We start from the raw sequence: 14,038 nt of genomic DNA on the forward strand, positions 1-14,038 counted from the left end.
CGAGATACATGACATTGTAAACTCTCGCGCCCATCTGCGATGATCCCCTCATCAGCCTGCCCGTCGCAGCCTGCCTGCCGGATGACAGGCTGATCAGCTCGACGCTGCCGTGATCCGCGAGGCCAAACGTCAGCTACATCACACGGTGGGACACGATCAAAAATATCATTCTGCCGACCTTTCCTTGATCATGGTGTGATGGGTTCACCACGACGATCGACCGACTACCGAGCGGTCCGCATCGTTGTTCTCAGCGATTTGATTGACGGTAGGCCAAGGAAACCCAGAGTTCTGCACCGGGACCGATCAGATCGTCCTGGTAATCGAAATGCGGGGAATGAAGGGGCGCCGATCCACCGGATTCGCGCGTTCCCGCGCCGAGCCAGAAATAGGCGCCGGGGCATTTTTCGAGGAAGAATGCAAAATCTTCCGAAGCCATGCTCGGCCCGGCGTCTACGATCGAATGGCCCACCGCCGCGGCGATCTCGCGAATGGTCTCGGCTTCGGTCACGGTGTTAACCGTCGCCGGATAGCGCTTGCGGTAGTCGATTTTTACTTCGCATCCGTGCGCTTTGCCCACGGCATCCGAGACGGTTTCGACGACTCTCTCGAGCGTGGTGCCGGCAGTGTCCGAAAACCAACGAGCCGTTCCCGAGACCGTCGCACTGCTCGGCAGAACGTTGTAGGCGCTGCCAGCCTCGATTCGCGTCACCGAAAGAACAGCCGGGTCGAGTGGATCGATGCGGCGCGAACCTTGCTCTTGCAGCATCGAAGCGATGCTGGCCGCAGCCGAGACGACGGGGTCGCCGAGATGGGGCATGGCCGCGTGGCTCCCCTTGCCGCGTACGGTAACGTCGAAGACAGCGAATGCCGCCATCATCGGACCGCCGAGACAGGAGATGGTACCGATTTCAAGGCCCGGCCAATTGTGCAGAGCGTAGATTTCCTCACAAGGGGCAAGATCAAGGACACCGTCTCTGATCATCGCATCGGCGCCCGCTTCGCCTTCTTCCGCGGGTTGAAAGATGAAATGCACGCGGCCGCTTTGCGGCGGATGTTTCGCAAGATGACGTGCAGCCAGAAGTAAAGTCGCGGTGTGCCCATCGTGGCCGCAGGCGTGCATTTTACCAGGAATGTTCGACGCGTAGGGAAGACCGGTTTCTTCGGTGATCGGCAGGGCATCCATATCCGCTCGGATGCCAATCGCAGGGCCGCCCTCGCCAAGGGTGGCGAGGACGCCGGTTCCGCCAATCCCGCTTTTTACATCGTAGCCCCATTTCGACAGATGCGAGGCGACGAAATCCGCCGTGCGATTTTCCTCGAAGGCAAGTTCGGGATGGCGGTGGAGATCATGGCGCCAAGCAACCGCCTCGGCGACATGATCTGGATCGATCGTATTCATTTTCATAGGAAGATATCGGCGATGAAAGCAGAGCCTGCATAGGTGCCGATCATGACTAGCACGGCGATAACGGCAAGTTTCCAGCCCGACTCCTTTGCGACCTGAATTTCTCGGCGCGCGATCGCCATGCCGGCATAGGCAAGGCATGGGGTTGCAAGCGCGAGGAAGTCGACATTCGAGACTTGAGCGACGATCCACTCGCTGCCCGGCGTCCATGGCAGGGTAAGGACGATGCCGACGAGCGAGATCCACGCAACGCTTGGAAGACGGAAAGGCGCAAACTTCGTAATGACGAGAGCGACCATGACCATCGCGTAGAGGACGGCGAGACCGATGAGGCCAGCTATGATCGGTTTGTCCGGTCCAACTGTGTTGCCGACCCAGACGAGGAGGCAGACGAGGACGAGGACAGCTGCGTGAAAGCCGAGATTGAGGGTCTTGTCGTCCTCGTGTTCGCGATCGGGTGTGATGTCGGTCATGGCTTATTCCCCTTTCGAAACGGAAGCCGGCTTGCGATAGCGATCAAGCCATTCATAGGCCCGTTCGGTGAGCGGCAGCGCGACGAAGATGCCGAGATAGAGGCCGGTCGCATAGGTAAGGACGTTGGATGCACCGGCGAGCGCTAGGATCTGTTCGCGCATTTCCGGTACGGCATTGACGAGGGCACCCGAACACGCTGCCATCATGGAGCCGGAACCGATGCCACAAGCCATTGCCAGAGCCTCGACACTGAAGAGGCCGGTGGTTGCGAAGATCGAGGCGAGGATTGCGAAGATGAATGTGCCTGCGAGCGTTCCGACGACGTAGACGCCCATGACGCCGGCACCCTCCTTCGACTTGAGCCCGTAGCGATCGGCGATGATCGCGATATTCGGCTCACGCGCCACCGAGAAGCACGCGCCGATGGATTCACGCCCCATGCGGAAGACCAGAACCGCGACGGGGAAGGCCAGGACGATCGTTCCCAGATTGCCGACCTCTTGCAGGATCAGCGCGGGGCCGGCGTCGATGATGGTCTGCATGGAGGGGCCGATGATCGTGCCGAACTTGGCGATGAACGGCATGATCGCAATGATAATCAATGGCGAAGCCGCGGCGACTTCGCGCTTGCCGATCCACCCCTTCATCTTCGAGACGACGTTCGGATTGAGAAGGAGACCGAAGACGAAAGCGTAAAGGAGCGGCAGCAAGAGGACCGAGCCGATGCCGATGGGAATGACGATCACGCCGATCAGTTCGGACACGATGGTGATGGCAAGAGCGGTCACATGGAGCCGCCAGTCGCCAAGAATGCTTCTCGTGCTTTGCATGCGAGGTCTCCTTGAATGATGAGATGTCAGCCGTTTGTCTCGACCCAGACGGATTTCACCCGGGTATAGGAAAGCAGCGCCTCCCGCCCGGACGAGCGGCCATGGCCGCTGAGGCCGGATCCGCCAAACGGGGTCATCACGTTGATGGCTTTGTAGGAATTGATCCAGAATGTCCCCGCCCGGACCTTGGCTGCCATGCGGTGTGCCCGGGCGACATTCTGTGTCCAGACCGCGCCAGCAAGGCCGTAGGGGGTGGCATTGGCGATCCGCACAGCTTCGTCCTCGGTGTCGAAGCTGAGGACTGTCAGAACCGGACCGAACACTTCCTCCTGTGCGATTGGCGCATCGGCATCGTTAACTTCCAGCACGGTTGGTGCGTAGTAGTAGCCGTCCGAACCCGTTTCGGGCCGCCTGCCACCGGTGATCGTCCGGGCACCGGCCTCTTGCGCTTGCGAAACCAGCTGTTCGATTTTTTCGAGCTGCTTACGGTTCTGGATCGGCCCCATTGCAGCGTCGTCATCGTTCGCCGCGCCGACCTTCATGGCTTCGCAGATCTCGCCGAGCCGTTTTAAAAGGGCGTCCTTGATGCCCTTCTGAACGAGGAGACGCGAGCCGGCGACGCAGCTCTGTCCGGAGGCTGCGAAGATCGCATCCTTTGCACCTTGCGCTGCGGCTTCGAGGTCGGAGTCGTCGAAGACGATGTTCGCGGACTTGCCGCCGAGCTCGAGGATGCAGGGCATGACCTGCTTTGCCGCGATTGCCGCGATCTTCTGCCCGGTTTCCGCCGAGCCGACGAAGACGGCCATCGACGCTGCCGGATGTTCGAGCGCCGCAACGCCGGACGTGTGGCCGAGGCCGGCGATGATGCCCACCAGGCCGGCAGGAACGCCGGCTCTCTCGCAGAGTGCGCCGAGCGCGACCGACGAGACCGGCGTCAGCTCGGACGGCTTCAGGACGGCAGCATTGCCGGCGGCAAGAGCCGGGGCGATCTGCCAGCCGGCCGTGAAGATCGGTGCGTTCCAGGGCGTGATCTGGACTGCAACGCCCATCGGTTCGCGCAACGTATAGTTGAGGTGGCTCGTCGGGAGCGGAATGGTCTCGCCATGCAGCTTGTCGCACCAGCCGGCATAATACTCGAACATCGCCGCGACATTCTCGACCTGTCCGAAAGCCCCGGCGCGAGGCTTGCCGCCGACGATCATGTCGAGCGTCGCAAGCGCCTCTGCCTTCTCCCTCACAAGGGCCGCGATGCGGGTCATGACGCGCCCGCGCTCGGAAGCCGTCAGCGCCCACCATTCGATCTGCGCCGCCTCGGCGCGCGCCATGATACGACCGACCACTTCGGGGCCTGCGTCGTGATATGTCAGGATTTCGCGTCCGGTCGAGGGATCAAGGAGAGTGATGGGATCACCGCTGCCGGGGTGCATCGCGCCATCGGACCAGGACCCCAGTGGACCTTCGCCGACCACGCCGCGGATCGGCGTCATCAGATCGATCGTCGCTGTCGTCATGTCGTTCATCACGTATTCTCTGAGTTCAGGAGAGGTTGAGGATCGCCCATGCGGGTAAAGTCTTCCTCGTCCGCAGGAGCGTTCCCTTCGTTCCAGAGCGAGACGACCTGCGTGCCGATCGGCAGCGAAAGCCCGCTCTCGGCGGCAAGTTCGTCTGCAAGACGAAGATCCTTGCGCATCAAGGCCATGGTGAAGCCGCTGTCGAAGCTGCGCGGTACGACCCAGCCCGGAAAGTGAACCTTGCTGATGGTAGATCCGCCGCTCGCCGCGTTGACGACTTCGAGCGCCGCTTCGAGGTCGAGACCGGATGCCTTCGCGAGAGCCATGGCATCCCGTGCAATCAGCATGTGACCGGCGACCATGAGATTGTTGACGAGTTTTGCCACATTGCCGGCACCCGTCGGCCCTGCGACGAGAACCGTTTTGCCGAGAATATCGAAGATCGGACGGCATCGATCGATGGCAGCTGCCTCTCCGCCGACCATAAAGGTCAAGGTGCCGTCCCGCGAGCCCGTTGGTCCGCCACTGACCGGAGCGTCGACCAGATCGCCTCCGCGCTCGCGTAGTTTGGGTGCAAGGTGGCGGGTCATTTCGGCTGTCGAGGTGGAGGCGTCGATGACGATCGGCGCGGGAGCATTTTCGCTCAGACCGGTGAGACCGGTTTCAACGACTGTTTTGACGATATCCGCGTTGGGAAGGCTCAAAACGACGAAGGTGGCTTCTCTAAAGGCGCTTTCCACATCCGCTACGACAGACAGGCCCCTCGAGGTCGCTTGTTCAGTGGCCATGGAAGACGGGTCGAAACAAAACGTCTCAAGGCCCGCCTTTTGGAGGTTGAGAGCCATCGGAAGGCCCATCTGTCCGAGACCGATGACAGCCACGTTTCCAATCTCGCCTATAGCCATTCTCATGCTTTCGCTCGTTAGGTCGATGGGAAGCATGAAAGGCAAACCGCTTGAGCGGAAGCCAGAAAATTGACCACATTGCGTTGTGAAAATCGCAATGCTCCAGCAAGTGCTCTATCAGTCTTTGAAGCTTTTCATGCTGATCATGAGTGCCTTTGCGACGATTTCAGAGGCTTTGACAGGACGCTGACGAGCGCGAACGAAAAGGGCTGCATTCGGAAAGTTCAGGCTCGGATTGGAAAGGGTTGCAACACGAACACTGCCTTGGCGCACAAGCGCAGCTGCCGCGTTCGAAGGCAGAAAGGTGACACCACCACCGCTGGCCACGAAATGAAGAAGACCCGAGATCGAGCTGCAGGTGAAAAACGGCTTCAGATGGAAGCCATGGCGTTCGGCGCTGATTTCAAGAAGTTTGCGCACCCCGTAGGTCTCGGGCAGCAGGCCCATGGGAACATCGATGAACGCTTTCAGATCCATCGTTTCTTTCAGATCGATGACGAGGCGATCGCTCGTCGGCGCAATGACCGTGAGCGGATGCGGCCTGTGAGTAAGGGTTCGCAGATTGGGATCGGCGGGAATGTCGTAGGCAATTCCGATATCGGCGCTGTTTTCCGCAACGCTCTGGCAGATCTCTTGAGTGGTTCCGAGAGAAACATTCAGATTGATGCCCGGCGCAGCGGTGCGAATATGGGGAAGACCGTTCTCGATCAGATCGGTGAGAAAACCTTCGCCGCACCGGATACGGACCTGCCTGTCTGTTTCGGCCGAAAGACGCTTCATTTGCGTCCGTAGGCGATCTCCATCTTCGATCTGTCGCCAGACATGATCGCGCATGACGCGACCAGCTTCGGTGAGCAGAATGCCGCGCGAGGTCCTTTCAAGAAGAACGACCCCGTACCGGATTTCCGCGGCCGAGATCGCCCGGCTGACCGCGGATGGATCGACACCAAGCGTCACTGCGGCTTTTCGGATACTGCCCAGACGAACTACGGCGGCAAAGACTTGGGCGAAGCGATCATCGTGCATCGGTCGAGGCGATCTCTTGAAGGGGACTCGTGCTCTTTGTCGAAGCTACCGCTTTCTCGAAATTCGCTTCCAGCCGTCTTTCTGAACCATTTATCAATCTCGTTCGCCAGGAGACCGCATCGAACGCGTGAAGGAAAGCGCGCCGCAAGATTCAAAGCGGAAACTGTCTCAGCGAATATTTCCAAGCAGGGCCCACCAACATCATCTTCTTTCACTTGCCAGTGCAAAATTGACCAGTTTGCGGGGTCAGGAGCCAGCCGGGGCGCCAAATGTAAACGAGAGCTTATCTTTTCGCCTGATTCCATCGCTGAGGCCGTCCTCTTCGCAATCAAGCAGCCCGCAGACGTCGAAATCGGAAGCATCGTCATGCTGCCCACCGCAGAAGACTATAGAAAATTTGTAAACCCAGCTCGCGCCCGGCCTGAAGCCGGTTAGAAGGGCTCTGCAGCTCCTTCCGGCAGGGGGACCGCGAACGCGTTGATGGTCATCGAGATCAGCGTGTAGTAGCCGAGAATGCCGGTGAGTTCGACGGCACCTTCTTGTCCGAAGAGAGCGGTGACCCGTCGATAGGTGTCGTCGTCGACGCGATGATCGCGGTGGAGTTCGTTTGCAAAATCGTAGATGGCCTCTTCCGCTTCGTCGGAGAAGTCCGGGCGGTTGCCGAGACGGATCGCCTCGATGACGGTTTCGCCCAGTCCTTCCTGTCTGGCGATGGGTGCGTGGACAGCCCATTCAAAGCCGGATTGCCAGAAAGCGCCCGTCACCAGGATGGCCAGTTCGGAAAGCTTCGGCGGCAGGCGGGTCCCATAGCGGCAGAAGGCACCGAGCGCCTGCGCCTTTTCGGCCAGTTCGGGCGATTGCAGCCACACCCGCAGCGGGCCTTCGACGATGCCGCGCGGGCCGGAGGCGATCGCGTCGAAGACGGTGCGCTGCTCCGGGGTGAGAGCGTTCTCGTCGAGGTCGATCGGACGATTGGCCATGGAAAATCCTTCGTATCGTGTGGAAGATTGAAACGGCAGGGCGGAAGATTTGCCGGCACGCCAGTCGCTCGTCGCAGCGCCGTCGTCAAGCGCTGCCCTAAAACGCCTCGAAGTGGATCTGATCGCCCAACTCGGTCAGGACACGGCTTTTCGGCAGGCGGCGAAGCTCGCCGAGAAAGGCCTTGGCAGCCACCGAAAAACTCTGCTTGCGGCGGTGGACGAGCCCGAGAGTCCGCTCGGTCACGGGTTCGTCGAGGGGCAGCCATGTCAGGCCGGGGCGCATGACGACCGGCAGGCAGAGCGCCGGCAGCGCGGAAACACCGAGACCGGCGAGAACGAGGCCCGAGACCGTCGCCAGCTGGTTGACCTCGCCGACGAGCTGTGGGGCTTTCATCCCGGCGACCGCCGCGTCGAGCCGGCGGCGAACGCTGGTGACGCCGGTCATCGTCACCAGCGGATTGGCGAGAAGGGCTTCCCATGTCAGTTGCGTTTGTCCGGCAAGCGGATCGTCGTCGCGCAGGATCGCCACGAACCGATCCTTGACGAGAGGCGTAAAGCTCAGCTCGTCCTGGCTCTCCGGCTCCACCGAGAAACCGTAGTCGACGCGGCCTGCCAGAACGAGATCGACGACGGCGCCATGAAGCACGTCGGCGATGCGGATCGAGACGCCGGGATGGGATGCAGCAAAGCGGGCAACAGCATCGGGAAGGATGCGTGCCGCGAGCGAAGGCAGGGCGGCCATGGCGACCCGGCCGCGCCTGATGGCGACGAGATCGGCCATCTCCTCGACGGTCTCGTCGAAGGTGGTTGCAAGGCGCCGTGCCAGCGGCTGGAAGGCCTGTCCTTCCCGGGTCAGCGAAACGCTGCGCGAGGTTCGGTCGAAGAGTTTCGTGCCAAGGGCTTCCTCGAGCTTCTGGATCGACAGGCTGAAGGCCGGCTGGGACAGTCCGATCCGCGCCGAGGCCTCGCTGAAGCTCAGCGTTTCTGCCAGTTCGAGAAAGGCGCGCACCTGGCGCATCTGCATATTCATCGGTTTTTCAAATCAAACTATTTGATCATTAAATTCGACAAATAGACCATCCCGGGTGACCTTGGAAGCCGGGAGACGTCTCAGTTTTACGCTTTGACGGAAATGGGAGGAGACCGGATGGCGATGCCCGTCTTTCGGATTGGCTGTGGCGCAGGTTTCGGTGGCGATCGTCTCGATGCGGCCGTCGCCGTGGTCGGCGCGCTGGTCGACGCCGGCGGTCCGGCCTGCCTGATGATCGAGACCCTCGCTGAACGGACGCTCGCGCTGGCGCAGCTGGAACGTTCGGCCGGCCGCATCGGCTACGACGCGCATCTCGAAGGCCGCCTCGAACCCATCCTCAAAGCTTGTCTTGATCACCGGATCGCCATCGTCGGCAATTTCGGGGCCGCCGATCCTGAAGGCGCGGCCCGGGCGATCGCCGCGCTTGCCGGGCGGCTGGGATGCCGTGCGCCGAAGATCGCGGTCATCAGCGGTGACGAGCTGGTCTCCAATTCCCGCGACGAGGCGCTTTCCGCCTTGCTTGCCACGGGTGTGCCGGCTGGCGAAACGGTGATCAGCGCCAACGCCTATCTCGGCGCTCGCGAGATCGCCGCAGCGCTGAGCGATGGCGCCGATGTCGTCGTCACCGGACGTGTCGCCGATCCGGCGCTCGCCGTCGGTCCGATCGCCGCTTATTTCGGCTGGGACTTCGACGATTGCGACCGCATCGCCGCGGCGACCATGGCGGGCCACCTGCTCGAATGCGGGGCGCAGGTGACCGGCGGCTATTTCTGCGATCCCGGCTTCAAGGATGTCGACGGCCTCGAAACGGTCGGCTTTCCGATCTGCGAGGTGAGCGAGGATGGCTCGCTCGTCGTCACCAAGCCGCAGGCGACAGGCGGCTGCGTGACGGAACGCACGGTCAAGGAACAGCTGCTTTACGAGATCCACGATCCTTCCGCCTATCTGACCCCGGATGTCGTCCTAGACCTGACGGGCGTCGAGGTTCGCGAGATCGGCGCTGATCGGGTTCATGTTTCGGGGGCGCGGGGCAGGACGCGGCCGCCGACCCTGAAGGCGACCGTGTGCTATGATGGCGGCTTCATCGGCGAGGGCGAGATCTCCTATTCAGGTCCCAACGCGCTCGCGCGGGCACAAGCTGCGATGCGGGTCGTCAAGCATCGGGTTGATCCGGCCCTGAAGCTGCGCGCCGACTTGATCGGGACGGCGAGCCTTTTTGCCGACGACGCCGGACGCTGGATCGCCTCCAGCGAGCTTGCATCCTCCAGCGATGTGCGGCTGCGGATCGCGGTCGCGGCGAAGGACAGGAAAGCCGTGGAAGCGGCGATCTACGAGGTCGGCGCGCTCTATACATGCGGGCCGGCTGGCGGCGGCGGCGTGCGCACCAGTGTCCGCTCGCGCGTCTCGACGGGGTCTGTGCTGGTGCCGCGCGACCACATCTCGCCGACATGCCGGTTCTTCGGGGGGCTTTGATGGATCACGTCTCCACCGGCACGAGATCGGTTTCGCTGCACGCCCTTGCCCATGGGCGCGCCGGCGACAAGGGCGACCGGCTGAATCTCTCGCTCATCGCCTACCGGCCCGAATTCTATCCGCTGCTCGTCGAGGCCGTGACTATCGAGCGGGTCCGCGAGCTCTTCGCCGCGCGTGAGCCGGGAGGGATCACGCGCTACGAGCTGCCGCGCCTTGGCGCCCTCAATTTCGTGATCGACGATGTTCTCGACGGCGGCGTCAATGCCAGCCTCAACCTCGACGGTCACGGCAAGAGCCTTTCGTTCCGCCTCCTCGAAATGGAGATCGGCGTGGACGAGGAAATGATCGCAAAGATCGAACATCTCAGGGAGGAGAAACGATGAAACGCACCATTCTCGCCGCCGCAGCGCTTGCGGCGCTTTCATTCACGGTCGCCGGCCCGGCCAACGCTCAGGACAAGCGGCTGTTGATCGGCTCGACCTCGGCTTCGTCCAGCCAGTACGGCTATTTCGTCGCGCTCGGCCAATTGATCAACGACAAGGTTCCGGGGGTTTCCGCTTCGGTCGCCGAGACCGGCGCAACGCTCGACAATCTGAGGCGCATGCAGCGCGGCCAGGTCGATCTCGGCCTTGTGACCACCAACGTCGTCCAGCACGCCTCTCAGGGCACAAACGAGTTCGAGGGGAAAGCCCAGCAAGCGCCGATCCTGTTCGTCTATTCGCCCGCGCCGCAGAATGTCGTGGTGCGCAAGGACGCCGATGTCGGGACGCTGTCCGATCTCGATGGCAAGCGCTTCAATCCCGGCATTCGGGGCTCGGCCACCGAGGCGACCGCCCAGGCCGTCTTTGAGACCCTTGGCATCACGCCGGAGTTCGTTCCCGGCTCGACCACCGACGTCGTCGATCAGGTCAAGGACAACCGCATCGTCGGCTATGTGAAATCCGGCGCGGGCGAGAAGCTCGACGCCTCGTCGCTCGACATCAACACCTTCACGCCGATCACGGTCGTCTCGCTCACCGACGAGCAGGCCGCGACGCTGAAGGACAAGATGAAGGACATCTCCGTCGTCGAGATTGCCGATGCCGGCCAGGGCATCCCGCCCTACAAGACCTGGAGCTTCGCGCTCGCCGTCTCGGCCAGCCCGGACATGGACGAGGAAACCGCCTATCAGATCACCAAGGCGGCGGTAGAGGACGAGACCGTTCAGGCGAATGCGCTCGCCTCGCAGAAGGGCGTGGATCTCGCCAAGCTGACCATGCAGTACGCCACGGTTCCGCTGCATCCGGGCGCCGCGCGCTACTATGAGGAAAAGGGGATAGAGATCCCCGAGGCGCTTCGCCCGCAGGCAAACTGAAAAGTCGGCGCTTCAGCCCGAGCTCGCCGCTCTCGGCGTGGGCTGAAGCGCGCATCTTTGGTGACAAGCGGTTCAATCCGGTCCGGGAGGCGGAGCGATGCGTGATATGGCAGCGAGAATTCTCGCCGTTCTGACGGGACTGTTCGTCCTCTACACATCGGCCTTCGGGCCCTTCGAGAGCCTCGTGCAGCGCGCCGTCTTTCTCGGTCTCGTCGTCACGCTCGGACTGGTGCTCTATCCGCTCGGCGCGAACACGCGGTTTCGTCTGCCGGGCCTGATCTTCGATCTTTGCGCGGCGGTGGTGACGTGGATCGCCTGCGGCTACATCGTTCGCAACTACGATACGATCATGAACAGCCTGCCATGGGCGACGACCACCGATCTCGCCATGACGATCGGCCTCGTCGTCGTGGTCCTCGAGGTCGGTCGCCGCGTCGTCGGCCTCATCTTTCCAGCGCTCGTCTTCGCTGGCCTCGGCTACGCGCTGCTCGGCCACTACATTCCCGGCGTTCTCGGTCATCGTCAGTTCGATGCCTATTTCGTCACCGAGACCCTGTTCCTCGGCGATCTCGGCATATGGGGATCCCTGGTCAGCGTCGCGGCGACCGTGATCGCGGCCTTCGTCCTCTTCGGCGCCTTCCTGCTCAACACCGGCGGCGGCCAGACCTTCATGGATCTCGCCATGCGGCTCGGCGGCAAGAGCCCGGGCGGGGCGGCCAAGATGGCAACGATCGCGTCGGGCCTCTTCGGCATGGTGTCCGGCAGCGCCGTCGCCAATGTGGCGACCACCGGCAATTTCACCATTCCCTTGATGAAGCGGTTGAACTATCCGGCGCCCTTCGCCGCGGCCGTCGAGGCGGTCGCCTCCACAGGCGGCCAGCTGGCGCCACCGATCATGGGCGCGGCGGCCTTCGTTATGGCCGAGATCCTCGGCGTTTCCTATCTCGACGTCATGGTCGCGGCGATCCTGCCGGCGCTGTTCTTCTACCTGTCGGTCTTCATGACCGTCCATGTCGTCTCGGTCCGGCGCAACATGCGGATCGTCGACGAGACCGATATCCCGCCCTGGGCGGCGATCGTCAAATGGCGGCGTGTCCTTCCGATCGTCGCCGCGCTGGGCGGCCTGTTCTACGGCATCTTCGCCGGCCGCTCGGTGCAGACAGCCGCCTTCTACGGCATTGCCGGCCTGTTCATCGCCTATCTCGTCGTCAGCATCGGCCACCGTTCGCCGCGCGAGATCGGCCGCCAGCTCGTGGCTTCCCTCGACGACGCCGGGCGTGGCCTCGTCATCATCGGCGTTCTCCTCGCTGGGGCGCAGATCCTTGTCGCGATGATCAACCTGACCGGCATCGGTGTGACCCTTTCCTCGCTGATCGTCATGCTCGCCGGCAATTCGACTTTCCTCGTCGCGCTCATCGTCGGCATCGTCTGCCTGATCATTGGCATGGGTCTGCCGACGACGGCCGCCTATGTGCTCGTCGCCGCCGTTCTGGCGCCAGCGCTCACAACGGTCGGCATCGAGCCGCTCGCCGCGCATATGTTCGTCTTCTATTTCGCGACGATCTCGGTGATCACGCCGCCGGTCTGTGTCGCGGTCTTCGTCGCCGCCGGCATTGCCCAGACCAACTGGCTGCCGGCGGCCCGCGAGGCCGTGCGGCTCGGCGCGATGACCTATGTCGTGCCGTTCCTGCTCCTGATCTATCCCGGCATGATCGGCCACGGTGGAACGATGGCGGTGGTGGATGCGCTGATGACGGGGCTGGTTCTGGTGATCGCCATTCCCTGCCTCCTCGGACGCATGCCACTCTTCGGCAACCGGCTCGTCGACCTGGTAATCTATGGATTCGTGATTGCGCTTGCCCTTGTGCCGGTCATCGGTTTGCCCATTCTTGCGGCGGGCGTACTGGCTGGGGCGTTCTATGCAGGTGGTCAGAGAGCGCGGGCAATGGCGGGAACCTCGAGCGCAGCCGTCGCCCTGCCGCAATCGGAAACGGGTGAGGTGCGCCCGTGAGCGAGGGTTCCCCGACTATCCAGGGCCGGCCGATCGAACGCGTCGCGGTGATCGGGACGGGGCTGATCGGCGCGGGCTGGGCGACGGTGTTCCTCGCGAAGGGGATCGATGTTCTCGCAATCGATCCCGCGCCCGACGCCAGCGCCAAGCTTGAGGCTGCCATCCGTTCGATGTGGCCGGCACTCGTGGAACTCGGCGAGGCGGCGGGCGAACCGGATCTCGATCATCTACGCTTTGCCGCCGCGCCGGGACCTGAGCTTTCCGAGGTCCAGCTCGTCCAGGAGAACGCGCCGGAAAAGCTGGAGATGAAACGCGCCCTCTTTGCGGAGGTGGAGCGCTTCGTCAAGCCGGACACGATCCTAGCCTCTTCGACCTCGGCGCTGTTGATCGGCGACGTCCAGACGGCCTGCCGTGAGCCTTCCCGCTGTCTGGCCGCCCATCCTTTCAACCCGCCCCATCTGTTGCCGCTGGTCGAGGTTTCGGGCGGTCCGCTGACTGATCCGGCGGTCCTCGACCGTGCCATGACTTTCTACGAACACTTGGGAAAGGCGCCTGTTCGCCTGAAAAAGGAGATTCAGGGTCATATTGCCGGCCGCCTCAGCGCTGCTCTTTATCGAGAGGCCGTCCATCTCGTCGCCGAAGGGGTCGCCTCGGCTGCGGATATCGACACCGCCGTCCGCAACGGGCCGGGTCTGCGGTGGGCGGCAGTCGGTCCGCACATGACCTATCATCTGGGGGGCGGCGAGGGCGGGATTGCCGCTTATCTCGACCATTTGGGCGACAGCCAGCAGCGGCGCTGGGACGATCTCGGCACCCCGGCCTTAACGAAGGCGCTTCGTGAAAAGCTTGTTGTGGAAACGCTCGTCGAGGCGGATGGAGAAAGCGTTCGGGCCCTCGCGGCCGAGCGCGACAGCCAATTGGTGGGCCTCGTGAAAAGCGTGCGGCGCAAGTAATACCGGCGGACCTTTGAAACCATCGGTTTCATGGGCCGTCGGCAGCCCGAGCGGCGTTTGAGCCGTTTGCCGGGCGTGGATTG

The 14,038-nt window shown here is 62.6% G+C and carries 13 protein-coding genes; 5 read left to right on the plus strand and 8 right to left on the minus strand.

Annotated elements, in window-relative coordinates:
• Nucleotides 1-250: 250 nt before the first annotated feature.
• The 8 genes from ABDX79_RS12525 to ABDX79_RS12560 form a co-directional block, all read right to left on the minus strand.
• The gene (locus ABDX79_RS12525; protein ID WP_346220632.1) at nt 251-1,408 is read right to left on the minus strand and encodes a M20 aminoacylase family protein; all 1,158 of its coding nucleotides are present in this window, start codon (nt 1,406-1,408) and stop codon (nt 251-253) included.
• Nucleotides 1,405-1,881 carry a hypothetical protein gene (locus ABDX79_RS12530; RefSeq protein ID WP_346220633.1) on the minus strand — a complete coding sequence of 159 codons (477 nt, stop codon included), beginning with the start codon at nt 1,879-1,881 and terminating at the stop codon, nt 1,405-1,407. The genes ABDX79_RS12525 and ABDX79_RS12530 overlap by 4 nt, the downstream gene beginning before the upstream one ends.
• A 3-nt stretch (nt 1,882-1,884) precedes the next feature.
• Entirely contained in the window at nt 1,885-2,712 is an 828-nt protein-coding gene (locus ABDX79_RS12535; RefSeq protein ID WP_346220634.1) for a DUF3100 domain-containing protein, read from the minus strand.
• A 26-nt stretch (nt 2,713-2,738) separates the two neighbouring features.
• Nucleotides 2,739-4,232: an aldehyde dehydrogenase family protein gene (locus ABDX79_RS12540; RefSeq protein ID WP_346220635.1), complete on the minus strand. Its 1,494-nt coding sequence runs from the start codon at nt 4,230-4,232 to the stop codon at nt 2,739-2,741.
• The gene (locus ABDX79_RS12545) at nt 4,232-5,164 is read right to left on the minus strand and encodes an NAD(P)-dependent oxidoreductase (RefSeq protein WP_346220636.1); all 933 of its coding nucleotides are present in this window, start codon (nt 5,162-5,164) and stop codon (nt 4,232-4,234) included. Before ABDX79_RS12545 ends, ABDX79_RS12540 begins: the two co-directional genes overlap by 1 nt.
• A gap of 81 nt (nt 5,165-5,245) precedes the next feature.
• Nucleotides 5,246-6,154 carry a LysR family transcriptional regulator gene (locus ABDX79_RS12550; protein ID WP_346220637.1) on the minus strand — a complete coding sequence of 303 codons (909 nt, stop codon included), beginning with the start codon at nt 6,152-6,154 and terminating at the stop codon, nt 5,246-5,248.
• A gap of 431 nt (nt 6,155-6,585) precedes the next feature.
• Complete coding sequence (locus tag ABDX79_RS12555; RefSeq protein WP_346220638.1) at nt 6,586-7,134, minus strand: carboxymuconolactone decarboxylase family protein; 549 nt, start codon at nt 7,132-7,134, stop codon at nt 6,586-6,588.
• Nucleotides 7,135-7,231: 97 nt separating this feature from the next.
• The gene (locus ABDX79_RS12560) at nt 7,232-8,158 is read right to left on the minus strand and encodes a LysR family transcriptional regulator (protein WP_346220639.1); all 927 of its coding nucleotides are present in this window, start codon (nt 8,156-8,158) and stop codon (nt 7,232-7,234) included.
• A 123-nt stretch (nt 8,159-8,281) separates the two neighbouring features.
• Between ABDX79_RS12560 and ABDX79_RS12565 the strand changes: the two genes are divergently transcribed.
• The 5 genes from ABDX79_RS12565 (at nt 8,282) to ABDX79_RS12585 (ending at nt 13,955) form a co-directional block, all read left to right on the plus strand.
• Complete coding sequence (locus tag ABDX79_RS12565; protein WP_346220640.1) at nt 8,282-9,637, plus strand: acyclic terpene utilization AtuA family protein; 1,356 nt, start codon at nt 8,282-8,284, stop codon at nt 9,635-9,637.
• Entirely contained in the window at nt 9,637-10,020 is a 384-nt protein-coding gene (locus ABDX79_RS12570; protein WP_346220641.1) for an AtuA-related protein, read from the plus strand. Before ABDX79_RS12565 ends, ABDX79_RS12570 begins: the two co-directional genes overlap by 1 nt.
• Nucleotides 10,017-10,991, plus strand: coding sequence for a TAXI family TRAP transporter solute-binding subunit (locus ABDX79_RS12575; protein WP_346220642.1), 975 nt, complete (start codon nt 10,017-10,019; stop codon nt 10,989-10,991). The genes ABDX79_RS12570 and ABDX79_RS12575 overlap by 4 nt, the downstream gene beginning before the upstream one ends.
• A gap of 97 nt (nt 10,992-11,088) precedes the next feature.
• Nucleotides 11,089-13,002 (plus strand): TRAP transporter permease, encoded by a 1,914-nt coding sequence (locus ABDX79_RS12580; RefSeq protein ID WP_346220643.1) that lies wholly within the window; start codon nt 11,089-11,091, stop codon nt 13,000-13,002.
• Nucleotides 12,999-13,955, plus strand: coding sequence for a 3-hydroxyacyl-CoA dehydrogenase NAD-binding domain-containing protein (locus ABDX79_RS12585; RefSeq protein WP_346220644.1), 957 nt, complete (start codon nt 12,999-13,001; stop codon nt 13,953-13,955). The genes ABDX79_RS12580 and ABDX79_RS12585 overlap by 4 nt, the downstream gene beginning before the upstream one ends.
• The last annotated feature ends 83 nt before the right edge of the window (nt 13,956-14,038 follow it).

It is taken from the genome of Fulvimarina fulva, assembly GCF_039652615.1.
Classification (GTDB): Bacteria; Pseudomonadota; Alphaproteobacteria; order Rhizobiales; family Rhizobiaceae; genus Fulvimarina.

Bases quoted from the DNA above. Each gene is read 5' to 3' on its own strand.
- ABDX79_RS12545 (WP_346220636.1), bottom strand. From the start codon at position 5,164: ATGCTTCCCATCGACCTAACGAGCGAAAGCATGAGAATGGCTATAGGC.
- ABDX79_RS12525 (WP_346220632.1), bottom strand. From the start codon at position 1,408: ATGAAAATGAATACGATCGATCCAGATCATGTCGCCGAGGCGGTTGCT.
- ABDX79_RS12565 (WP_346220640.1), top strand. From the start codon at position 8,282: ATGGCGATGCCCGTCTTTCGGATTGGCTGTGGCGCAGGTTTCGGTGGC.
- ABDX79_RS12575 (WP_346220642.1), top strand. From the start codon at position 10,017: ATGAAACGCACCATTCTCGCCGCCGCAGCGCTTGCGGCGCTTTCATTC.
- ABDX79_RS12555 (WP_346220638.1), bottom strand. From the start codon at position 7,134: ATGGCCAATCGTCCGATCGACCTCGACGAGAACGCTCTCACCCCGGAG.
- ABDX79_RS12580 (WP_346220643.1), top strand. From the start codon at position 11,089: ATGCGTGATATGGCAGCGAGAATTCTCGCCGTTCTGACGGGACTGTTC.
- ABDX79_RS12570 (WP_346220641.1), top strand. From the start codon at position 9,637: ATGGATCACGTCTCCACCGGCACGAGATCGGTTTCGCTGCACGCCCTT.
- ABDX79_RS12560 (WP_346220639.1), bottom strand. From the start codon at position 8,158: ATGCAGATGCGCCAGGTGCGCGCCTTTCTCGAACTGGCAGAAACGCTG.
- ABDX79_RS12535 (WP_346220634.1), bottom strand. From the start codon at position 2,712: ATGCAAAGCACGAGAAGCATTCTTGGCGACTGGCGGCTCCATGTGACC.
- ABDX79_RS12540 (WP_346220635.1), bottom strand. From the start codon at position 4,232: ATGAACGACATGACGACAGCGACGATCGATCTGATGACGCCGATCCGC.
- ABDX79_RS12530 (WP_346220633.1), bottom strand. From the start codon at position 1,881: ATGACCGACATCACACCCGATCGCGAACACGAGGACGACAAGACCCTC.
- ABDX79_RS12550 (WP_346220637.1), bottom strand. From the start codon at position 6,154: ATGCACGATGATCGCTTCGCCCAAGTCTTTGCCGCCGTAGTTCGTCTG.